The organism is Collimonas sp. GW821-FHT02H07 (genome assembly GCF_059421505.1).
In genome coordinates this window covers 233,274-255,557 of record NZ_JBWKVC010000003.1, presented here as the reverse complement: position 1 = coordinate 255,557, position 22,284 = coordinate 233,274, and the positions used below count along the sequence as shown (strand labels likewise).

13 protein-coding genes are annotated in these 22,284 nt (G+C 62.0%); 9 read left to right on the top strand and 4 right to left on the bottom strand.

What is annotated here, in order from left to right; all coding sequences use genetic code 11:
- Positions 1-17 precede the first annotated feature (17 nt).
- From rplS to AC07V8_RS07170, 8 genes are all read left to right on the top strand, one after another.
- Complete coding sequence (gene rplS / locus AC07V8_RS07205) at positions 18-410, top strand: 50S ribosomal protein L19 (protein WP_211444528.1); 393 nt, start codon at positions 18-20, stop codon at positions 408-410.
- Positions 411-618: 208 nt separating this feature from the next.
- Complete coding sequence (locus AC07V8_RS07200; protein WP_494679037.1) at positions 619-1,293, top strand: CoA pyrophosphatase; 675 nt, start codon at positions 619-621, stop codon at positions 1,291-1,293.
- Positions 1,294-1,512: 219 nt separating this feature from the next.
- Complete coding sequence (locus AC07V8_RS07195; protein ID WP_494679038.1) at positions 1,513-2,469, top strand: CobD/CbiB family protein; 957 nt, start codon at positions 1,513-1,515, stop codon at positions 2,467-2,469.
- Positions 2,470-2,666: 197 nt separating this feature from the next.
- Positions 2,667-3,014 (top strand): DUF3579 domain-containing protein, encoded by a 348-nt coding sequence (locus AC07V8_RS07190; RefSeq protein ID WP_098493512.1) that lies wholly within the window; start codon positions 2,667-2,669, stop codon positions 3,012-3,014.
- Positions 3,015-3,219: 205 nt separating this feature from the next.
- Positions 3,220-6,003, top strand: coding sequence for a bifunctional diguanylate cyclase/phosphodiesterase (locus AC07V8_RS07185; protein WP_494679039.1), 2,784 nt, complete (start codon positions 3,220-3,222; stop codon positions 6,001-6,003).
- A 61-nt stretch (positions 6,004-6,064) separates the two neighbouring features.
- On the top strand, positions 6,065-7,456 hold the full coding sequence (gene fumC / locus AC07V8_RS07180) for a class II fumarate hydratase (protein WP_494679040.1): 1,392 nt from the start codon (positions 6,065-6,067) through the stop codon (positions 7,454-7,456).
- 273 nt (positions 7,457-7,729) lie between these two features.
- A complete protein-coding gene (locus AC07V8_RS07175; RefSeq protein ID WP_494679091.1) occupies positions 7,730-9,457 on the top strand; it encodes an autotransporter assembly complex protein TamA in 1,728 nt (575 codons plus the stop codon).
- Between the two features lie 24 nt (positions 9,458-9,481).
- Positions 9,482-13,513: a translocation/assembly module TamB domain-containing protein gene (locus tag AC07V8_RS07170; RefSeq protein ID WP_494679041.1), complete on the top strand. Its 4,032-nt coding sequence runs from the start codon at positions 9,482-9,484 to the stop codon at positions 13,511-13,513.
- Positions 13,514-13,528: 15 nt separating this feature from the next.
- Here the strand turns inward: AC07V8_RS07170 and AC07V8_RS07165 are convergent, their stop codons facing one another.
- On the bottom strand, positions 13,529-14,923 hold the full coding sequence (locus AC07V8_RS07165) for an MFS transporter (RefSeq protein ID WP_494679042.1): 1,395 nt from the start codon (positions 14,921-14,923) through the stop codon (positions 13,529-13,531).
- Between the two features lie 180 nt (positions 14,924-15,103).
- On the opposite strand from AC07V8_RS07165, the gene pabB reads away from it, so the two are divergent.
- Complete coding sequence (gene pabB, locus AC07V8_RS07160) at positions 15,104-16,984, top strand: aminodeoxychorismate synthase component I (protein ID WP_494679043.1); 1,881 nt, start codon at positions 15,104-15,106, stop codon at positions 16,982-16,984.
- A gap of 13 nt (positions 16,985-16,997) precedes the next feature.
- Here the strand turns inward: pabB and AC07V8_RS07155 are convergent, their stop codons facing one another.
- The 3 genes from AC07V8_RS07155 to AC07V8_RS07145 form a co-directional block, all read right to left on the bottom strand.
- Positions 16,998-17,429 carry an EamA family transporter gene (locus AC07V8_RS07155; RefSeq protein WP_494679044.1) on the bottom strand — a complete coding sequence of 144 codons (432 nt, stop codon included), beginning with the start codon at positions 17,427-17,429 and terminating at the stop codon, positions 16,998-17,000.
- A gap of 70 nt (positions 17,430-17,499) precedes the next feature.
- The gene (locus tag AC07V8_RS07150) at positions 17,500-18,999 is read right to left on the bottom strand and encodes an efflux transporter outer membrane subunit (RefSeq protein ID WP_494679045.1); all 1,500 of its coding nucleotides are present in this window, start codon (positions 18,997-18,999) and stop codon (positions 17,500-17,502) included.
- Between the two features lie 62 nt (positions 19,000-19,061).
- A complete protein-coding gene (locus tag AC07V8_RS07145; RefSeq protein WP_494679046.1) occupies positions 19,062-22,283 on the bottom strand; it encodes an efflux RND transporter permease subunit in 3,222 nt (1,073 codons plus the stop codon).
- Between the last annotated feature and the right edge of the window lies 1 nt (position 22,284).

Below are 22,284 nucleotides of genomic sequence, written 5' to 3'. Positions count from 1 at the left end.
GGTATATGGAGCTAAAAATGGACTTGATCCAACAACTTGAGCAAGAAGAAATTGCCCGCCTCGGCAAGAATATCCCTGAATTCGCACCAGGCGATACAGTCGTGGTCAGCGTCAACGTAGTCGAAGGCACACGCAAGCGCGCCCAGGCTTACGAAGGCGTCGTGATTTCGCGTCGTAACCGTGGTTTGAACTCCAACTTCATCGTCCGCAAGATTTCTTCCGGCGAAGGCGTTGAGCGTACATTCCAACTGTACTCGCCATTGATCGCTTCGATCGAAGTCAAGCGTCGCGGCGATGTCCGTCGCGCCAAACTGTACTACCTGCGTGAGCGTTCCGGTAAATCGGCACGTATCAAGGAAAAACTTCCGCAGCGTCGCAACACTGCAAAGGCTGCACCAGCAGCTGAGTAAGTTGTGCCGAAGCAGGCATAGGTATTGCATGAGAAGGGGCGCCGTCAGGCGCCCCTTTTTTTATCTGTCGTTCTGTTGCCGCTTGCAGATCGGGCCGCAGTTTTAGTTGCTTCAAAGTAAAATGTCGTAAATTGTTATTATCTGTGAATGTGGTAGGCCATCCGCCGCCGTCGCGGTAAAGTACAGAATAGTTGTTATAGGAATTTTCTTGGTTAAATTGACTTTCGATCCCTTGATGCTGCCAGTCGATGCCGTCGCCGGCGAGTCTGCGCTGGCGCCGGAAAGGATGAGTGCGGCATGGCTGCGCAAGCGCTTTGCGCACCAGACGGAATGGCATCCCGAGGACATGGGCAGCCAGGCCATCCTGCGCATGTCGCCGGGCAAGCCGGTGACGCCTGCCTCGGTGCTGATCCCCATCGTCATGCATGAAGAGCAGCCGACCTTGCTGTTCACCCAGCGCTCCGCGCACCTGACCGATCACGCCGGCCAAGTGAGTTTTCCGGGCGGACGGATGGAACAGAGCGATGCCTCGCCGATAGAGACAGCACTGCGCGAAGCGGAAGAAGAGATCGGCCTGGCGCGCAGCCAGGTCGAGGTGATCGGCAGCTTGCCGGAATATTTTACCGGCACTGGCTATCGCATCACGCCGGTGGTGTGCCTGGTCAATCCACCGGTGAACTTGCGCGCCGATCCCAATGAAGTGGCGGAAATCTTCGAGGTGCCGCTGGCCTTCCTGATGGATGGCTTGAATCATCAATTGCGCAGCATCGATCTGCCTGACGGTTATCGCCGGACGTTCTATGCAATGCCTTACGAACGCTTCTTCATCTGGGGCGCAACCGCCGCCATGCTGAGAAACCTGTTCCATTTTTTGCGCGCCTAGGGCGGCAAAACGGCTGGCGAGAAATAGGCAATGGCAGCAAACAAGGTTGATACAAGTTTGATTCTGCGCCTGTGCTGCGTTATCGTATGGGCTATTGCAATTGTTAGATGTTATGGCAAGGCCAGCGCACTGCACATTCGTGTTCTATAGCGCTGCGGACGGGTTATGCATATCTTGCAGCAGCGTGCTGCACTGTTGGTTGACTTATAAGGCTGGTTGATGACATTTCTCTCTATTCTGTTTGCATTGCTGATCGAGCAACTCAAGCCGCTCCGTGCGGACAATCCCGTGTATGCGTGGGTGAAGCATTTCGCAAGCAAGATAGAAGCTTCGTTCAATGCCGGCCAGGCGCGCCAGGGCCGGCTGGGCTGGTTCTGCGTGATCCTGGCGCTGACCGTACCGACCGCGCTGATCTATTGGCTATGCGTGCATATCGGCGCCTGGGCGGCGCTGCTGTGGAATATCCTGATGGTCTATCTGACCCTCGGTTTCCGCCACTACAGCCATTATTTCAGCTCGATCCAGCTGGCGCTCAACAGCGGCGACGAAGCCACCGCGCGCACCCTGCTGGCGGAGTGGGTCAAGATCGACACCACCGACATGGACGTCAGCGAGATCTCGCGCATCGCCGTGGAGAAGGCGTTGATCACTACCCACCGCCACGTGTTCGGCGTGTTTTTCTGGTTCCTGATGCCGGTAGGACCGGCCTGCGCTGTCATGTACCGCATCGCGGAATACCTGGCGCGCGGCTGGAACGAACCCGATCATATGCGCAACGAAAACTTCGGTCGTTTTGCAGCCCAGGCCTTTTACTGGATAGACTGGATCCCGGCGCGCCTGACGGCGGCGGCGTTTGCCGTGGTTGGCAATTTCGAAGATGCGATTTACGCCTGGCGCAATTTCGCCGGGCGTTGGAAAAACGAAACCGACGGCATCATTCTTTCCACTGGCGGCGGCGCCATGGGCGTGCTGCTCGGCACGCCGCTGGAAACTGCCGCGGTGATCCTGCCGGCGGACGCATCGACCGTCGATTCGACCGCCATGGACGGCGACAGCCCGCCGGGCGACCTGCCTACGCCGCGCGCGTTGCAAAGCACGGTCGGCCTGGTGTGGCGCGCCTTGCTGCTGTGGATGTTCTTGTTGCTATTGTTGTCAGTTGCGGTCTGGCTGGGATAATCGGCCGACGGCACGGAGGCGGGACATTCGGGATGGTGTCCTAGTCTTCTATAAGATATAATACGTAAGAATAATCCTAGTGCAGGTCGCCAAGGGTTTTGACCACGTAATTGAGTTGCTTGAAAATTGTAGCTTGCCGGCGGTACAAGGCAAGCAAATCTCTGTAGCAAGCGTTATAGAAGAAACGAGCTGTACGCATGGCTGATAACATTCCATCTCCTGACGCGCCCGCCAAAGAATTTTTCATCCAAGGCATCACCAGCGATGGCCGGCAGTTCCGTCCCAGCGACTGGGCGGAGCGCCTGTGCGGCGTCATGTCCTGTTTTCGCCCGGAAGGCGCGGGCGGACGCAACGCGCATCTGCAATATTCCCCCTATGTCCGGCCGGTGCTGCTGAATGGCGTACGCTCAGTGGTCGTCAACGAAGATCTGCGTCAGATCGAGCCGCTGGCCTATCATTTTGTGGTCAATTTTGCCAAGGACAACGATCTGCAAATCTTGCAGGGCTGCTTGCTGCCTGACGCCGAAGCGCCCAAATCCACCTGATTGTTCGTCAGCATTTATGCCCGCATGATCGTCGATTCTTGCCCTGCGGCTTTTAGTTGATTTTGTGCACTAAAAAGAAATCGACACGCGGCGTTATCAGGTAACAAGTCCGTGTAATATTTCGCCTATTGTTCGCAATGGAGTAGAAATGTTTCGTCGTGGTTCGTCAATTTTCATACCCATTGCCTCTTTATCCAGTTTGATATTGGGTCTGGCCATCACGCTCGGCTTGTTTGTCTCGGTGCGCCATCTCGAATACGAGAAAATGGATGCCGAATTCCGGCGTCTGGGCAGCGGCCACCTCAAGGCCGTGGTCGACGGCCTCGACGGCCTGGTGCATGAGCTGGAAACCGTGAACCGCCTGTTTGTCACGATGGACGGCGTCAGCCGCGAACAATTCCACAATTTCACGGCGCCGATGCTGCGCCGCGCTCCCTATATCAAATCGCTCGGTTTCCAGCGCATCGTGTCAGCTGCGCAACGGCCGGCCTATGAAGCGGAAATCCGCAAGCACATTCCCAATTTCACGATTCGCCAGCTGAGCGACGGCAAGCCTGAACCGGCTGCCGGCCATGAGCAATACCGGGTGGTGGAATATATCGAACCGATGGCGGGCAACGAAGCAGCATTCGCCCTGGACGTCTCGTCCAGCACGATCCAGGCGGATGCGATGCAGCGCGCGCGCGACTCCGGCCAGGCGGCTTCCACCGATTTGTTCGAGTTAAAGGCGAGCAAGGATGGCGGCAAGCTAGGCATGCTGGTGCTGATGCCAGTGTACCAGCATGGCGCGGTGCTGGAGAGCGTCGACGACCGGCGCCGCGCCCTGGTGGGTTTTACCAGCGCGGCGCTGCGGGCTGATGCTTTTGTCAATAACGTGCTGGCGCGCGACGGCGTGCAGGCGCGCGAAGACTTCTATCTGCGCGTGTATGCCAGCGCCACGCCGGAAGCGGGCACGCTGGTGTATCGCCAGGGCAGCCCGGCAGGGCCATCCAGCGCCAGCCGTTGGCTGCCGGCCTGGCTGCTGTACGATGCGCCGCAAGACATGTCGCAAACCTTCGAACTGGCCGGCAAGTCGTGGTACATCGAAGCCTCGGCGCCGCCGCGCGTGTTCACCAAGAAAAATGCCGGCTCGATCCTGGTGCTGGTGCTGGGCAGCCTGCTTAGCTGGATGGGTGCAACTTACCTGTATTTCCTGTCGACGCGTTCCAAGCGGATCGAACAGCTGGTCGACGCCCGCACCCAGCAGGTGCGGCTGGCGACGCAGATGATGAAAGAGGATATCGTCGCCCGCAAGCGCGCCGAGGATGCCTTGCAGCTGCGCGAGCGCGCCATCGAATCGAGCGCCAATGCGATCATCATCTCCAGCGCCAAGCTGCCGGACTATCTGGTGGAATACGTCAATCCGGCCTTCGAGCGGATCACCGGCTACAGCGCCAGCGATATGATCGGCCGCAACCTGGAAGTCTTGCAGGGCGATGACCACGACCAGATCGGCCTGGAAGAAATCCGTTCCGCCCTGCGCGAGAAACGCAGCGCCAATGCGGTGTTCCGCAGCTACCGCAAGGACGGCACCTTGTTCTGGAATGAGCTGTATGTGGCGCCGGTGAAAGACAGCTCCGGCCGGGTCAGCCATTTCGTCACTTCCCTGTACGACATCACGGAGATGAAGAGTTACGAAGCGGAACTGGAACACCAGGCGCGCCACGACACCCTGACCGGCCTGGCCAACCGCAACGTGCTGAGCGACCGCCTGAGTCAGGCGATCGTCTACGGCGAGCTGTACGGCCATCGGGTATGGGTGCTGTTCGTCGACCTCGACCGCTTCAAGTTCGTCAACGATACGCTCGGCCACAATGCCGGCGACCTGCTGCTGAAGGAAGTCGCCAGCCGCCTCAAGACCTTCACCCGCGAGGCCGACACCATCGCCCGTCTCGGCAGCGACGAATTTGTCCTGATCCTGCCGGAACGCCTCGACGAAGAACTCAGCGTCGGCCTGATCCAGGGCATGATGGACGCCATCGCGCGGCCGCTGCAGATCGAGGGCTACGACTTTTTCCTGAGCTGCAGCATCGGCGTTGCGGTTTATCCGAACGACGGCGCCGATCCGGAAAGCCTGCTCAAGCATGCCGATATCGCCATGTACCGCGCCAAGGAAATGGGCAACAACAATTACCAGTTCTATACCGCGGCGATGAACGAGCGGGCGCTGGAGCGCCTGCGCATCGAAGGCGATCTGCGCAACGCGCTGGAACGCAAAGAGCTGCTGCTGTACTACCAGCCGCAAGTCGACCTGCGCACCGGCCGCATGGTCGGCATGGAAGCCCTGATCCGCTGGAAGCATCCGCAGCTCGGCATGATTTCGCCGACCCGCTTCATCAACCTGGCGGAAGAAACCGGCCTGATCGTGCAGATGGGAGCGTGGGTCATGCACACCGCCTGCGAACAGAACAAGACTTGGCAGCGCCTGGGCCTGGGCTACCTGCGCATGTCGGTCAACCTATCGACCCGCCAGTTCTTCCAGCAGAACCTGGTGCAGCAGGTGGCCAAGGTGCTGGAAGATACCGGACTGGCGCCGCATTATCTCGAAATCGAGCTGACCGAGAGCCTGGTGATGACCGATGTCGAACTGGCGGTCGGCATTCTCAACGACTTGAAATCGATAGGCGTGCAATTGTCGATCGACGATTTCGGCACCGGTTATTCCAGCCTGGCTTACCTCAAGAGTTTCCCTATCGACGCCCTCAAGATCGACCAGTCGTTCGTGCGCGATATCACGGTCGACCAGGACGATGCGGCGATCGTGGCGTCGATCATTTCCCTGGCCCACAACCTGCGCCTGCAGGTGATCGCGGAGGGCGTGGAAACCCAGGAACAGCTGTCATACCTGCAACGCCACCGCTGCGATGAAATGCAAGGTTTCTATTTCAGCGAACCGGTCTCGGCGGCCGACATCGAAGTCCTCCTGCGCGAGGGAAAAGTATTACCATAGGGTTTTGACGCTATGCCTGCCTGATCTCATTGCACGCAACGTCGTCCTCTATGGAGCTCAAATGACCACCACCAGAACCGAACGCGACACCTTTGGCAAGATCGAAGTCCCGGACGACAAGCTATGGGGTGCGCAGACGCAGCGCAGCCTGCATCATTTCCATATTTCCAGCGAACGCATGCCGACCGAACTGATCGTCGCCCTGGCGGCCGTCAAGCAGGCCTGCGCGCAGGTCAACCTGGATCTCGGCAAGCTGCAGAAAGGCCAGGCCGGCGCCATCATCCAGGCGGCGCAGGAAGTGATCGCAGGCAAGCATCCGGATGAATTCCCCCTGTCGATCTGGCAGACCGGCTCCGGCACCCAGAGCAATATGAACATGAACGAAGTGCTGGCCAACCGCGCTTCCGAAATTCTCGGCGGCGTGCGCGGGGAAGAGCGCCTGGTGCATCCCAACGATGCCGTCAACATGAGCCAGTCGTCCAACGATATCTTCCCGACCGCGATGCATGTCGCCGCCGCGCTGGCGGTCGCCGGCAAGCTGTTGCCGGCGCTGCAAAAACTGCGCGCCACCTTGCAGCGCAAATCCACTGAATTCGACGACATCGTCAAGATCGGCCGCACCCATCTGCAGGACGCCACGCCGCTGACGCTGGGCCAGGAATTCTCCGGCTATGTCGCGCAGCTGGACCTGGCGGAGAAAATCATCAAGGCTGCGCTGGAACCGCTGTGCGACCTGGCAGCCGGCGGCACCGCGGTCGGCACCGGCCTGAATGCGCCCAAGGATTTCGGCAGCCGCGTGGCGGCCCAGCTGGCCAAGACGGAGGGCCTGCCGTTCCGCACTGCTGACAATAAGTTCGCCGCGCTGGCGGCGCACGACGGCCTGGTGGCCGCCCACGGCGCCTTGAAAACCCTGGCCGCGGCGCTGATGAAGATCGCCAACGATGTGCGCTGGCTGGCTTCCGGACCGCGCTCGGGCCTGGGCGAGATCAGCATCCCGGAGAACGAGCCGGGTAGTTCGATCATGCCGGGCAAGGTCAATCCGACCCAGTGCGAAGCGCTGACCATGCTGTGCAGTCAGGTATTCGGCAACGATGTGGCGATCAATTTCGGCGGCGCTTCCGGCAACTTCGAGCTGAACGTTTTCAAGCCGCTGATCGCGCATAATTTCCTGCAGAGCGTGCGCCTGCTGGCGGACGGCATGAGCAGCTTTGAAGAGCATTGCGCCGACGGCATCGCCGCCAACCGAGACCGCATCGCCGAGCTGATGGAGCGCTCGCTGATGCTGGTGACCGCGCTGGCGCCGCATATCGGTTACGACCGCGCGGCGCAGATCGCCAAGCATGCGCATCATGACGGCAGCACGCTGAAACAGGCGGCATTGGCGCTTGGCTATGTGACCGAACAAGAGTTCGTGGAATGGGTGCAGCCGCAGAAGATGACCTATCCCGAGTAAGTTGTTTGCCGACATGACGTTAAATCATGTTACCGCTGGCCAGAAGCGCTTCTCTTCCCCTACAATGTGGGCAGGGGACAATGTCGTTTTCGCAATATAAAAATAATATTTGTTAGAATGACCCTCCGTATTGTTGCGCTTGCCTATGTTCCTACAGTTTCTCTCGAAGACAAAGACCATGCCGCTGCCCGTGACAGGCAGTCGCGCATGATGCATCGTTTTGGCGGGCGCTTGACGCCAATCGTCCATCGCACGGTTTTCGCTCTGCTCGTCATGGCCGGCAGCTTTGCCGCGTCCGCTGCCCACGCCGCATATAAGGTGGAGATCGACGCCCCTGGCGACCTGAAAGCGCTGCTGGAACAGCATCTGGATTTGTCGCGCTATAAGGATCGAGAAGATTTGAGCGAGGACCAGTTGAAATTCCTGATCGATACGGTGGACGAGCAAGTCACGCAGCTGACTTCGACGGAAGGCTATTTTTCGCCGAAGACCAAGGTGACCGTGGAGCCCGGCGAGACAAAGACGATTCGCCTGGCAGTCGATCCGCAGCAGCGCACCGTGGTGTCCGCCGCCGCCGTCGATGTCGTCGGCAAAGCCGCGAGCGAAGCGCCCGAACGCGTCAGCCAGATCAAGCAGAACTGGGGGCTGCCGGTCGGCCAGCCGTTCCGCCAGGCCGACTGGGCCAAGGCCAAGGAAGACGGTTTGCAGGTGTTGCTCAAGAAGCGCTATCCGGCAGCCAAGGTGGCGCAGTCGGAAGCGCGCATCACGCCGGAAGACAACGATGCGCAACTGAGCGTGCAATATGACAGCGGCCCCGGCTTTACCCTTGGCCCCTTGCGCATCACCGGCACCAAGCGTTATCCGAACAGCATCATCGAGAACGTCAATCCCCTGCAGGTGGGGGAGGAGTACAGCGTGGAGCGATTGCTGCTGCTGCAAAGGCAGATCCAGAACACGCCTTACTTCGGCAATGTCATCGTCAGCATCGACGACGATCCGCTGCACGCGCAGGAAACGCCGGTCAATGTGCAGGTCACCGAATTCCAGACCCAGCGCCTGCGCACCGGCCTCGGCTACGCATCGGATACCGGCGCCCAGGTGCAAGGCCGTTACACCAACTACAACGTGTTCGGCAAGGCCTGGGTGTTCGATGCCCAGACCAAGATCGAGCAGCGGCGGCAGTATGGCGCGCTGGATCTGTCGATGCCGCCGGACAGCCGTAGCTTCATCAATGGCGTCAACGGCTCGTATGACCGGACCACCTTGCAAGGGGTCGATTTGCGCAGCATGAAGATCGGTCTGAAGCGCGCCCGTTCGCTGGAAAACTACGATACCGCCTTGACCCTGGACTATTATCGCGACCGCCTGCAGCAGACCGACGGCGCCGTGCTGCCGCCGAACACGGTGATCCAGCCGGGCCAGCACCAGGCCCTGGTGCCCGGTTTCTCCTGGGTCAGGCGCGCGGTGGACAACGCGATTTTCCCGCGCAGCGGCCATATCTTTTCGATACAGACCGGTTTCGCCGTAAAAGGCTTCCTGACCGACCAGACCTTTTTCCGGGCCGACGGCCGCTATAAGTATTATTTCCCGGTGGCCAAGCGCGACGTCGTGATCTTGCGCACCGAGCTGGGCGGCGTGTTTACCGCCGGCTCCAGCGCCGCCGTGCCGGCTTCCTTGCTGTTCCGCGCCGGCGGCAATGAATCGGTGCGCGGCTACAGCTATGAAAGCATAGGCAACTCGCAAAACGGCACGGTATATCCGACCAAGTATATGGTGACCGCCAGCGCCGAATATCAGCACTGGATCAGCGAGCAGTGGGGCGGCGCCCTGTTCTACGATGCCGGCACCGCCACCGACAGCTGGGCCAGGCGCAGCATCAAGGTCGGGGTCGGCCCCGGCGTGCGTTATCGCAGCCCGGTCGGCACCGTCAACCTCGATCTCGCCTATGGCGTCCAGGCCAAGCAGTTCCGGCCGCATATTTCGCTGGGTATCGCCTTCTGATTTTTTATTTCCACGATTGAACGCATGACCGAAGCCACCACCAGCCCTGCCGAACCAGTTGCACCGCCACCGAATCGGGGCGCGGCTCCTGGCCGTCTGCGCTGGCTGTGGCGCTTGCTGGCGGCTTTGCCGTTGGTGCTGATCCTGCTGGCGGGAGGCTTGTTCTATGGCTTGCGCACGGAGTCTGGCGCGCGCGCACTGTGGCAGCTCAGTAGCTGGGCGCTGCACGGCAACTTGTCTGGCCAACTGGCCGGCGGCACGCTGGCGGACGGCTTGCGGCTGCGTAACCTGGTGTATCGCGACGCTACCCAGCAATACAAGATCGATCGCATCGATGCCAAGTGGCAGCTGACCTTCTCGCCCTTGAAGCTGCAGGTCGCTTATCTGCATGTGGGCGATGTCGACGCCCGCCTGGAGCCGACGCCGCCGACGCCGACGGTGATGCCGGCCAGCCTGAAGCTGCCGCTGCAGCTGCTGCTCAACGATATCTCGCTGAACAAGCTGTCCTTGCACCAAGGTTTGAGCACGACTGAATTGAGTCATCTGCAATTGCATGGCGAATCGGACGGCGTGCAGCACAATCTGGTGCTGGAACGGCTAGTTACACCCTACGGCAAGGCCAGCGCCAAGCTCAGCCTGAACGGCGTGTCGCCATTTGCGCTGAGCGGCGGCGCCGAGCTTGGCGGCGAATATGAGAAAGAAAAATATCAGCTGGATGCGGTGTTGTCCGGCAGCCTGGCGGCGCTGGGGGTAGACCTCACCGCGCGCGGCGACAAACTGAGCGGCAGCGCCAAGGTCGCCGCCACGCCGTTTGCAGCGATCCCGTTCCAGACGCTGGACTTGCATGTCGCCCACGTCAATCCGAAACTGTTCAGCAGCGGCGCGCCGCAGGCTGACCTGAGCCTGCAGGCGACCCTCAAACCGGTGGCGCCGCCGGCAACGGCGGCCGGCGCCAGCGTCGATTTATCTACGCTGGCAGTAAGCGGTCCGGTGCGCATTGTCAACGCCATGGCCGGCGCCCTGGACCAGGACCGCTTGCCGCTGGTCAGCGCCGGCGCCGAGCTGCGGCTGGATACCCAGACCCAGCAACTCTCGCAACTGCAGCTGAAGCTGGTGAAAGACGCCACCATCAGCGGCCAGGGCGAATATCATAGCGACGGCAAGAACAAGCACAGTGGTGAATTCAGCTTCAATGCCGCCGGCCTCGATCTGCAAGCCTTGCACGGCAAGCTGAAGCCGACGCAGCTGCGCGGCCCGCTCAACATCAAGCTGACGCCGGACAACCAGCAGATCAGCCTGGACCTGGCGGATGCCGCCTACAAGGCCAAGCTGGAAGCGGTAATCGACGCCAAGCAGGTCCTCCTGAAAACCGCTCAGCTGGCTGCCGGCGCCGCGCGTCTCGACGCCAGCGGCAGCTTGGGTCTGGATGGCGGCATGGCGTATGCGGTAAAGGGGACTTTGCGTGACTTCAATCCCTTCCTCTGGATTAACGGCAACGCGCCGGTCAAGGCCACTGCGCATGCGGGCAAGCGGCCGGCCCCGGTTCCGGCGCCAACAACGTCAACTGCGCGCGCGGTGGCCGCCAATATCAACATGGATATCGATGCCGCCGGCAACCTGACGCCGGAACTCAAGCTGAAGCTCAAATTCGCGGTCCGCGACAGCAGCTACGACCAGTTGCCGATGAGCGGCAACGGCTTGCTCAATCTGGCGGGCACGCGCTTGCTGCCGAGCGAACTGGCATTATCGGTGGCTGGCAATGAAGTGCACGCCAAAGGCAGCTTTGGCGCCGCCGGAGATCGTCTCAACCTGAAAGTGGATGCGCCGGAATTGCAGCGGCTGGGATTCGGCATGACGGGCGCCGTGCACCTGGACGGGCAACTCAGCGGCACCATACAGAAACCGAATGTGCAGGCCACCTACCATGCAGAGAAGCTGGCCTTTGGCGAGCATCGGCTGGACAGCCTGTCGGGGCAGGCCGATGTGCAGGCGGACCTGAACGCCAGTCTCAATTCAAGCAGCAACCGCCTGGCGCTGAGCATAGACGGGCGCGGCTTGCATAGCGCCGACGTGGCGCTGGATAAGCTCAACCTGAACCTGGCCGGCACGTATGCAGCGCACACCTTGAAACTGGAGAGCAACGGCACCCTGCACGGCAAGCCTTTGCACCTGACCATGGCGGCGCAGGGGAAACTCAGCGAAAGCAAGACAGGCTACGGCTGGCAAGGGCAGATCAGCGAACTGCAAAACCAGGGCGTGCCGCGCATCAGCATGGCGAGCCCGTTGTCGGTTACTGCCGAAGCGGGCCGCGTGCTGCTCGGCGCCACGCGTCTGAATGTGGCGGATGCCCAGATCGACCTGAAGAATTTCAGCTTCGATCACGGCAAGCTGCAGTCGAGCGGCGCCATCAATGCCTTGAATGTGGCAACCATCCTGAGCCTGGCGCACGAGTTTGGCGCCCCGGAATTGCCGGTCAAGACAGACCTGGTGCTCGATAGCAGCTGGGATTTCACGCTGGCGGACAGCATGAGCGGTTTCCTGCAGATCGCCCGCCGCAGCGGCGACTTGCGCGTCAATCCGGGACGCGGCGATGTCAGCCTGGGTTTGTCGGAACTGAAATTGCGGGCGGATCTGCAGGCCAGCCGCATCAAGCTGGACAGCCAGCTGGCAGCGTCCAGAATCGGCACGCTGGCGGCGCAGGTGCAACTGGCTTTGCAGAAGACCGACGGCGTCTGGGGCTTCAGCGATAGTTCGGCCTTGTCCGGACAGGCGGTTGTGCGGGTGCCGCAGCTGAAATCGATAGGCGCGCTGATCGGGCCGCAAGTGGCGCTCGACGGCAGCATCGGCATGGATTTGAACCTGGGCGGCGAGTTGGGCAAGCCTAAGCTGTCGGGCAAGGTCAATGGCGACCAGCTGGCCGTCACCTTGTTTGACCAGGGGATCAAATTAAAGGACGGCACGGCGCGCCTGAGCCTGGCGGATAACGTGGTCGATCTGCAGCAGCTGGAATTCCACGGCGGCGACGGCAATGTGCGCGCCACCGGCAGGCTGCAGCTGGGCCACGACAATCCCGATCTCACCGCCAGCGTGATCGCCGATCGCCTTCAATTGTTCGCCAGCCCGGATCGCCAGCTGATGCTGTCCGGCCAGGCCAAGATCGCCAACGTCAAAGAGCAGTTGCATGTCGACGGCAAGTTCAAGATCGACAAGGCGCAGTTCGACTTGCCGAAGAGCAGCGCGCCGAAGCTGGGCGACGACGTCGTCATCGTGCGCAAGGACGTGAAGACGGCGCGGGCGGCGCCGCTCACGGAACAGGAAAAGCTGGCCAAGACGGCGCAGAAGCCGGCCGGCGCCGCCACGCCGGTGATGAATGTAGAAGTCGATTTCGGCGATGATTTCCGTTTCCGCGGCAGCGGCGCCGATTTGCTGCTGCGCGGCGCTATGCAGGTCCGTAGCGAGCCTTACCAGCCCTTGCGCGCGACCGGCACCATCCGTGTCGCCAACGGCACCTACGAGGTATTCGGCCGCAAGCTGGCGATTGAGCGCGGGCTGATCAATTTCCAGGGACCGATCGACAATCCGAACATCAATATCCTGGCCATGAAGCGCAACCAGGAAATCGAGGCTGGCGCCGAAATCACCGGCAATCCATCCAATCTGCGGGTCAAGCTGGTGTCCGAACCGAATGTGTCGGATGAAGAAAAACTGTCCTGGCTGATGTTCGGCCACGGCAGCGACAGTTCGGCGCTGGGCCAGCGCCAGGCGGCCGGACAGGCGCTGGCGCTGCTGGGGAATTACGGCGGCAAGAAGATCGCACAGGGCATAGGCTTCGACGAATTCTCGATCGGCTCCAGCGATTCCGGCATCGACAACGAGCAGGTGGTGAACCTGGGCAAGGCGATTACCGAGAAGATCAATCTCGGCTATGAACAGAGCCTGACCAGCGCCGCCAGCATCCTGAAGCTGACCTGGCAATTTTCACGGCGCTGGTCGATGGTGATGCGCGGCGGCACCATCAACGGCCTCGAAGTCACGTATAACCTGCGCTTCGATTAAACGCAGGCAGTCGATTCAACCAGCCCTGCGGCCCGACATTTCGGCGCCGGCGTCCGGCTGCAGCTTCAAGGCAAACGGCAGCGAAGCCATGGCGATCAGGGCGATCACCAAAAAGGCGGGCCAGAAGTCGGCGCTGACGATGGCGGCATGGCCCTGGACCTGGTTCGAGACCTGCAACGCAAAGCCGCCCACTGTCACGCCCAGGCCGATCGCCAGCTGCTGGGCGACGCTGGTCAGGCTGGTGGCCTGGCTCATCTGCCGCTGGTCGATTTCCGCATAGGCGATGGCATTCAGGCTGGTGAACTGCATGGACCGCACGCAACCGCCCAGCAACAGCAAAAGAATGATGAAGACATGCGAGGTGTCCGCCTTGAGCACGCCGAAGGCGGCCATCGACAAGGCGCCGAGCAAGGTGTTGTACACCAGCACGCTGCGGAAGCCGAACCGTTTCAGCACCTTGGTGGTCATGGTTTTGACAAAAATCGCACCCGCCGCCGAAGCGCAGGTCAGCAGGCCCGACTGGAACGGCGTTAGGCCGAAGCCCAGCTGGAACAGCAGCGGCAACAGGAACGGCAGGGCGCCGACGCCGATGCGGAACAGCGAGCCGCCGTAGACATTCATGCGCAGCGTCGGGATTTTCAGCAGGCGCAGGTTGATCAGCGGATGCGGCGTGCGCAATGCGTGCCAGACATAGGCCAGCAAACTGAGGCTGCCGGCCACCACGCAGATCAGCGAAACATCGCCGGCCACCAGGTGGCGGCCGGCGCTGGCCAGCCCGAACATCAGGGTCGAACAGCCGATGGCGGACAGCAGGAAGCCGGGCAGGTCGAGCGGCACGGTGTCGTCGCTGCGCAGGTTTTCGATATAGCGCGTCGCCAGGTAGATGCCGAGAATGCTGATCGGGACGTTGATGAAGAAAATCCAGCGCCAATGGAAATAGGTGGTGATGAAGCCGCCCAGGGGCGGCCCGATCACCGGTCCCAGCAAGGCCGGGATGGTCAGGTAGCTGAGGGCGCGCACCAGCTCCGCCTTGGAGGTGGTGCGCAGGATCACCAGGCGGCCCACCGGCACCATCATGGCGCCGCCTATCCCTTGCAGGAAACGGGCGGCGACGAATTGCGCCAGCGTACCCGACATGCCGCACAGGATAGAGCCCAGCATGAAGACGCCGATGGCGCTGCGGAATACGGTGCGGGCGCCGAAGCGGTCGGCCATCCAGCCGCTGATCGGGATGAACACCGCCAGGCTGACCAGATACGAAGTCATCGCCAGCTTGAGCGCGATCGGACTTTCTCCCATGTCTTGCGCCATCATCGGCAATGACGTAGCGATCACGGTGGAGTCCATGTTTTCCATGAACAGGGCGCAAGCCACGATCAGTGGCGTGAGAAAGACGCGGGATATAGCCATCGGGGATAGGTGAGAAGTGCTGTTCAAGACGCAAACTTCATCGCCGCGGCAAGCATCTGGCCGCGGGCGGATCCGCTGCGCTTACAAAGAGCATAATTATAACGTTTTAACCATTTCGCTTCTGATCGGGTAGCATGCAGGCTGTCGCATCAGCCGCTCGTGGCATCTTTGCAAAAAATCATGATCAACACGCCTCACTCACCGACCGAATGTTTCGCATTGCTGGATGACCGCACTGCGGCCGTGTCGGACTCTCCCTCATCGCGCCTGTACACCGGCCATGTGCGTAGCCTGCAATGTTTTGCCGCCGACCAGCTGCCGCTGTTGATCGCCCAGATGCAACAGGCCTTGCGCGAGGGTTTGCACGCGGTCAGCCTGTTCACTTATGAACTCGGGCTGGGCTTGCAGGGGATTTCCCAGGCCGCGCCATCGCCGCCGTCAATGCTGGCGCAGATTCTATTGTTTTCGCAATGCCGGCATTTGAGCGACAGCGAGGTGGACCACTGGCTGGAACAGCGCCAGGCCGCCGAAGGCGACGCCGGCGGCAGCGCCGGCATCGCCAATCTGCAGCCGAACGTCAGTGCAGCGCAGTTTGCCGAGGCCATTGCCAGGATCCATGCCTACATCGAGGCGGGCGATACCTACCAGGTCAATTACACTTATCGCCTGCGTTTCGATGTCTACGGCAGTCCGCTCACACTGTTCCGCCAGCTCAGAAGCCGGCAGCCGGTGCCCTATGGCGGCTTGATCCAGCTGCCTGATGGCACGACCGTGCTGTCGCTGTCGCCGGAACTGTTTGTGCGGCATGCCGATGGCTGGCTGACGGCGCGGCCGATGAAAGGCACCGCCGCCGCCAGCGGCGATGCCGAACTGGATCTCCAGGCGGCGCAGGCGCTCGCGGCCGATCCCAAGAACCTGGCGGAAAACCTGATGATCGTCGATCTGCTGCGCAACGACCTGGGCCGCATCGCGGCGCCCGGCTCGGTGCAGGTGCCGCATCTGTTCGAGGTGACGCAGTTCAATACCGTGCTGCAGATGACATCCACGGTGCGGGCCCAGGTGCGCGACGATGTCAGCCTCAGCGCCGTCATACAGGCGCTGTATCCCTGCGGTTCGATCACCGGCGCGCCCAAGCACCGCACCATGCAGATCATCCAGGAGCTGGAACCCGAGCCGCGCGGCCTGTATACCGGCGCGATAGGCTGGTTCGATGCCGAACCGGCCGGCCGCCAGTTCGGCGACTTCTGCCTGTCGGTGCCGATCCGCACGCTGTGGCTGCAGCCGGCGGCGCCGCAAGGGCCGGATGGCGCCGCTATACGGCGTGCTGAAATGGGCGTCGGCGCCGGCATCGTGCATGACAGCGTGGCGGCGGAAGAATATGCGGAATGCGCTTTGAAGGCGAAATTCCTGACCGGCTTGGCGCCCGATTTTTCCTTGTTTGAAACCATGCATGCGACCAGAGCCGACGGTTGCCGTCACCTGGAGCTGCATTTGCGGCGCCTGCATCAATCGGCCGCCTATTTCGGCTTTCCCTGCGACGATATGGCCTTGCGCGGCCCGCTGCAAGCGCATTGCGCCGCCTTGCCGGCTACCGGCGCCATGCGCTTGCGCCTGAGCCTGTCCGCCGATGGCGCTTGCAGCTTGCAGAGCGCGGAGCTGACGGCGTTGGCGACACCGGTCAGCTTGCTGATCGCGCCGGCGCCGACGCAGTCAGACGACTTGTTTTTGCGCCATAAGACCACCGTGCGGCAGCGTTACGACCAGGCCTGGCAGCAGGCCCAGCAGCTGGGCGCTTTCGACATGCTGTTCTTTAACCAGCGGGGAGAATTAACCGAAGGCGGCCGCAGCAGCGTCTTTCTCAAGCTGGATGGCCGCTGGTATACGCCGCCGCTGAGCGCGGGAGTGCTGGCGGGTGTGATGCGCAGCGTGGTGTTGAACGATCCGGTGTGGAATGCCGCCGAGCGCAGCCTCGGCATGGACGATTTACTGGCGGCGGAAGAAATCATGGTGTGCAACGCCTTGCGCGGCACGATGCCGGCAACGCTGCTGCACGTCGCTTAACAGGTCCTGGGCCCTAGAACGCGATAATCACGACCGAGCCGGCGACGATCAGCGAGCCGCCGATGGCCACCGGCCAGGTCAGCTGTTCGCCGGCAAACAGCAGGCCCAGCACGATGGCGAAGGCGACGCTCAGTTTGTCGATAGGCGCTACTTTTGAAATCGGGCCGATTTGCAGTGCGTGGTAGTAGCACAGCCAGGACAGGCCGGTGGCGATCGCCGACAGCACCAGGAACAGCCAGTTGGAAGCGCCGACCAGCGCCGGCTTCTGCCATTCGTCGCGCAAGGTGACGATGCCGGCGATCACGAACAGGATCACCACGGTGCGGATGAAGGTGGCGAAGTTGGAGTTCATGCCGACTACGCCGAACTTTCCGAAGATCGCTGTCAGGCCGGCGAAAAATGCCGAGCCCAGCGCAAACAATTGCCAGCTGGCGCTGAATTTCATGATTCCCCCGCTTATCTTGTTGTTTATCTCATTCTTATCCCGAACTACGCCGCCGGCCGCGGCCATACGGCTACTTCGCAGCCGGCTTGCCGCTGGCGAGCGTGGCGTCGCGGTCGTTCAATACCTTGTTGGCCGGCAGTTCAGCCTGGTCCCAGCCGCCGCCCAGCGCCTTGATCAGCAGCACGCTGGCAGACAGGCGCCGGTTCTGGATATCCAGCGCTGAGCGCTCGGCGCTGAGCGCGGTTGCCTGCACCGTCGCCACGCTAGTGTAATTCACCAGGCCGGACTTGTACTGGTTGAGGATCAGTTCCACCGCCAGCCTTGCCGACTTGACCGTTTCATCCTGCACCGCCGCTTCCTGTTCCAGGATGCGCAAGGCCGCCAGGTTGTCTTCAACCTCCTGGAAGCCGGTCAGCACGGTTTGCTTGTAGGCGGCGACGCTGGCGTCGAAGCCGGCGATCGCCTGGTCGCTCTGGGCGCGCCGCGCGCCACCGTCAAACAGGGTTGCCGCCAGCGCCGGACCGAGCGACCAGATGCGGTTCGGCACGGTCAGCCAGTTGGCGAAGCTGTTGCTCTGGAAGCCGCCGGAAGCAGACAGGGTCAGGTTCGGAAAATAAGCCGCCTTGGCGACGCCGATCTGGGCATTGGCTGCCGCCGCGCGGCGCTCGGCGGCGCTGATGTCGGGACGCCGTTCCAGCAGGGTGGAAGGGACGCCGACCGGAATCGCCGGCAGCATCGCCACCATGGCGGCCGGCGCAATCGAGAAAGCCGAGGCCGGCTGCCCGGTCAGCATGGCGATGGCATGCTCCAGCTGAGCGCGCAGCACGCCATTGTCCAGCGCCTGCGCTTGGGCGCCCTTGAGCTGGGTCTGGGCCTGGATCACGTCGGACTTGGCCACTACGCCAACGGCATACTGGTTCTGCGTCAGCTGGTACGATCTCTGGTAGGCGGCAACGGTATCGTTGAGCAGGGTTTGCTGCGCGTCGAGCACCCGCAATTGCAGATAGTTTTGCGCCAGCGTGGCTTGCGCGCTCAGTCTGGTTGCCTGCAGATCCGCGGCGCTGGCCTGGGCCGTGGCCTGGTTGGCTTCGACCGTGCGGCTGATGCGGCCCCACAGGTCCGGTTCCCAGCTCACGCTTGGACCGAGCGAGAAGCTGTTCGACACTGAGCCGCCGTTGGTGTTGCTGCTGTTGCTGCCGGTGCGGCCGCCGCCCGAGCGGGTGGCGGACACGCTGGCCGATACCGTCGGCAGGTAAGCTGCCCGCGCCGACTGCACCAGCGCCGCGGCCTGGCGGAACTGCGCTTCGGCCTGCACCAGGTTCTGATTGGAGATGTTGACCTGTTCAATCAGACCGTTCAGTTGCGGATCCTGGTAGATTTCCCACCAGTTGCCGCGCAGCTCCTGGTCCTTCGGCGTGGCGGTTTTCCAGTCCTTGTTTTCCTTGAACGCGGTCGGCGCCTCGGTGGCCGGCCGCACATAGTCAGGGCCGACCGCGCAGGCGCTCAGCAGCAGCGCCGCGGCAGCCGCCGCCAGCAGGGTTTTATGCATAGGTGCTTGCGAGTGTTTCATATCAGATCCGTTGATTGTCTTGTGGCCGTGCTTGTGGCGTCTGTAGCTAGCAGTACACCAGCTTACACCGCTTCAGCCGCATCCGGCGCCGGCCTGCCGCCGCGCCGTTCCCATTTATCCTTGCTCCACAGGCGGAACCTGTCCATGTACAGATACACCACCGGCGTCGTGTACAAGGTCAGCAGCTGGCTCATGATCAGACCGCCGACAATCGCGATCCCCAGCGGCCGTCGCAGTTCGGCGCCGTCGCCGGCGCCCAGCGCCAGCGGCACTGCGCCCAGCATGGCGGCCATGGTAGTCATCATGATCGGCCGGAAGCGCAGCCGGCAGGCTTCGAAAATCGCATCGCGCGGCGACAGCCCCTGTTCCCGTTCCACATGCAGGGCGAAGTCGATCATCATGATGGCGTTCTTCTTGACGATGCCGATCAGCAGGATCACGCCGATCAGGGCGATCAGGCTGAAATCGGTGCCGGTCGCCAGCAATGCAAGCAGGGCGCCGACGCCGGCCGAAGGCAGGGTCGAGATGATGGTGATCGGGTGCACATAGCTCTCATACAGGACGCCGAGCACGATATAGACCGCCAGCAGCGCCGTCAGGATCAGCATCGGCTGGCTGTTCAGGGATGACTGGAACACATTGGCGGTGCCCTGGAAGCTGCCGTGCACTGAGGTCGGCACGCCGATCCGGGCTAGCGCATCGTTGATCGCCAGCGTCGCTTCCGACAGCGAGACGCCGGCCGGCAGGTTGAAGGAGATGGTGGAGGCGATGAACTGGCTCTGGTGATTGACGCCGAGCGAGGTATTGGTCGGCTGGAAGCTGGAAAACGCCGCCAGCGGCATCTGTTTTTCCGCCGCGGTCGACAAGGTCAGCGCCAGCGACGAGTTGGAAGCCAGCTTGCCGTTGGCCGTCAACGCCGGCGGCGTGCCGAGGGCGGAGGTGGTGGGCGACAGGTTGGCGGTGCTGGCCGGAATGCTGACATAGGTGTCATGCAGCACTTGCGGGCTTTGCCAGTATTGCGGCGCCGCTTCCATCACCACGTGATACTGGTTCATGCCGCTGTAGATGGTCGACACCTGGCGCTGGCCGAACAGATCGTTCAGGGTGGCATCGATCAGCTGCGGCGTGACGCCATTGCGGATCGCTGTTTCGCGGTCTATGGTCAGGGTGGTCTGCAAGCCCTTGTCCTGCTGGTCGGTATTGACGTCGGCCAGCTCGGGCAGGGCGCTGAAGGCTTCGCGGATCTTCGGTTCCCAAGTGCGCAGCTCATTGAGGTCGTCGGACTGCAGGGTGTACTGGTACTGGGCATCGCTGGAGCGGCCGCCGACGCGGATATCCTGCACCGATTGCATGAACAGGTTGGCGCCCGGCACATGGCTGAGCTTGCCGCGCAGGCGGGCGATCACCTGGTCCGCGGTGAGCTTGCGTACGGTCAGCGGCTTGAGCGTAATGAACATATTGCCGCGGTTGCTCTGGCCGCCGCCGGTGAAGGCGATCACGCTCTGCACATCGGGGTCGTTGCGGACGATGCCGACGAACTCATTCAGCTTGGTCTTCATCGACTGGAACGAGATCGACTGGTCGCCCTGGATGCCGCCTATCACCAGGCCGGTATCCTGCTGCGGGAAAAAGCCCTTGGGAATCACGGTGTACAGATAGACATTCAGCACGATGGTGGCGAACAGGATGATCATCATCAGAGGCGAAAAGCGCAGCGCCCATGCCAGCGAACGTTCATAGCCGCGCAGCATGGCGTTGAAGGCACGTTCGGTGGCGTTGAAAAAACGTCCCTGCTGGCGCTGCGGTTCGTGTTTCAGCAAGCGCGCGCACATCATCGGCGTGGTCGTCAGCGAGACCACCAGCGAAACCAGGATCGCCACCGACAGGGTGACCGCAAATTCGCGGAACAGGCGGCCGACGATGCCGCCCATCAAGAGGATGGGGATGAACACCGCGATCAGCGAGATACTCATCGACAGCACCGTGAAGCCGACTTCCTTGGCCCCCAGCATGGCTGCGGCAAACGGTTTCTTGCCTTGTTCGATATGACGCGAGACGTTTTCCAGCACCACGATCGCATCGTCCACCACGAAGCCGGTGGCAATCGTCAGCGCCATCAGCGACAGGTTGTCGAGGCTGTAGCCGAGCAGGTACATGACGCCGAAAGTGCCGATCAGCGAGACCGGCACCGCCACCGCCGGAATCAGCGTGGCGCGGCCGTTGCGCAGGAACAGGAACACTACCATGATCACCAGGCCGATCGACATCAGCAGGGTACGTTCGGTTTCGCGCAGGGAAGCGCGGATGGTCGGCGTGCGGTCCAGCACGACGTCGAGATTGATGGCGGCCGGAATCGAGGCGCGCAGCTGCGGCAGCAGGGCCCGTACTTCGTCGACGGTCTCGATGATGTTGGCGCCCGGCTGGCGGTTCAGGATGACCAGCACGGAAGGCTTGCCGTTGGCGGAACCGGCGTTGCGCACGTTGGCGACCGAATCGACCACCGTGGCGACATCGCTGACCCGTACTGCCGCGCCGTTGCGATAGGCGACGATCAGCGGCATGTACTCGGCGGCGGTCTTGGCCTGGTCGTTGGCATAGATCTGCCAGTTCTTGTCGCCGTCTTCCAGCACGCCCTTGGGGCGGTTGGCGTTGGTGGCGGCGATCGCGGTGCGCACATCGGCGCTGCCGATGCCGTACTTGTTGAGCGCGGTCGGATTCAGCTCGACCCGCACCGCCGGCTGCGAACTGCCGCCGACGCTGACCTGGCCGATGCCGCTCACCTGCGACAGTTTCTGCGCCAGGATGGTGTCGGCGGCGTCGTACATCTGGCCTTGCGTCATGCTGTCCGAAGTCAGCGACAGGATCATGATCGGCGCATCGGCCGGATTCACCTTGCGATAGCTCGGATTGCTGGGCAGGCCGGTCGGCAGCAGGTTGCGGGCAGCGTTGAGCGCCGCCTGCACGTCGCGCGCGGCGCCGTCGATGTCGCGGCTGAGATCGAACTGCATGGTGATGCGGGTCGAGCTGAGCGAGCTCGAGGAAGTCATTTCGGTGACGCCGGCAATCGAGCCGAGCGCGCGCTCCAGCGGCGTCGCTACGGTGGCCGCCATGGTTTCCGGGCTGGCGCCGGGCAAGCCGGCCGAGATCGAGATGGTCGGAAAATCCACCTGCGGCAAGGGCGACACCGGCAACAGCCGGAACGCCACCATGCCGGCCAGCGCCACGCCGATGGTCAGCAGAGTGGTGGCGATCGGCCGCTGGATAAAGGGACGCGATATATTCATG

Bases quoted from the DNA above. Each gene is read 5' to 3' on its own strand.
- AC07V8_RS07155 (WP_494679044.1), bottom strand. From the start codon at position 17,429: ATGAAATTCAGCGCCAGCTGGCAATTGTTTGCGCTGGGCTCGGCATTT.
- AC07V8_RS07165 (WP_494679042.1), bottom strand. From the start codon at position 14,923: ATGGCTATATCCCGCGTCTTTCTCACGCCACTGATCGTGGCTTGCGCC.
- AC07V8_RS07145 (WP_494679046.1), bottom strand. From the start codon at position 22,283: ATGAATATATCGCGTCCCTTTATCCAGCGGCCGATCGCCACCACTCTG.
- AC07V8_RS07150 (WP_494679045.1), bottom strand. From the start codon at position 18,999: ATGAAACACTCGCAAGCACCTATGCATAAAACCCTGCTGGCGGCGGCT.
- AC07V8_RS07170 (WP_494679041.1), top strand. From the start codon at position 9,482: ATGACCGAAGCCACCACCAGCCCTGCCGAACCAGTTGCACCGCCACCG.
- rplS (WP_211444528.1), top strand. From the start codon at position 18: ATGGACTTGATCCAACAACTTGAGCAAGAAGAAATTGCCCGCCTCGGC.
- pabB (WP_494679043.1), top strand. From the start codon at position 15,104: ATGATCAACACGCCTCACTCACCGACCGAATGTTTCGCATTGCTGGAT.
- fumC (WP_494679040.1), top strand. From the start codon at position 6,065: ATGACCACCACCAGAACCGAACGCGACACCTTTGGCAAGATCGAAGTC.
- AC07V8_RS07175 (WP_494679091.1), top strand. From the start codon at position 7,730: ATGGCCGGCAGCTTTGCCGCGTCCGCTGCCCACGCCGCATATAAGGTG.
- AC07V8_RS07195 (WP_494679038.1), top strand. From the start codon at position 1,513: ATGACATTTCTCTCTATTCTGTTTGCATTGCTGATCGAGCAACTCAAG.
- AC07V8_RS07190 (WP_098493512.1), top strand. From the start codon at position 2,667: ATGGCTGATAACATTCCATCTCCTGACGCGCCCGCCAAAGAATTTTTC.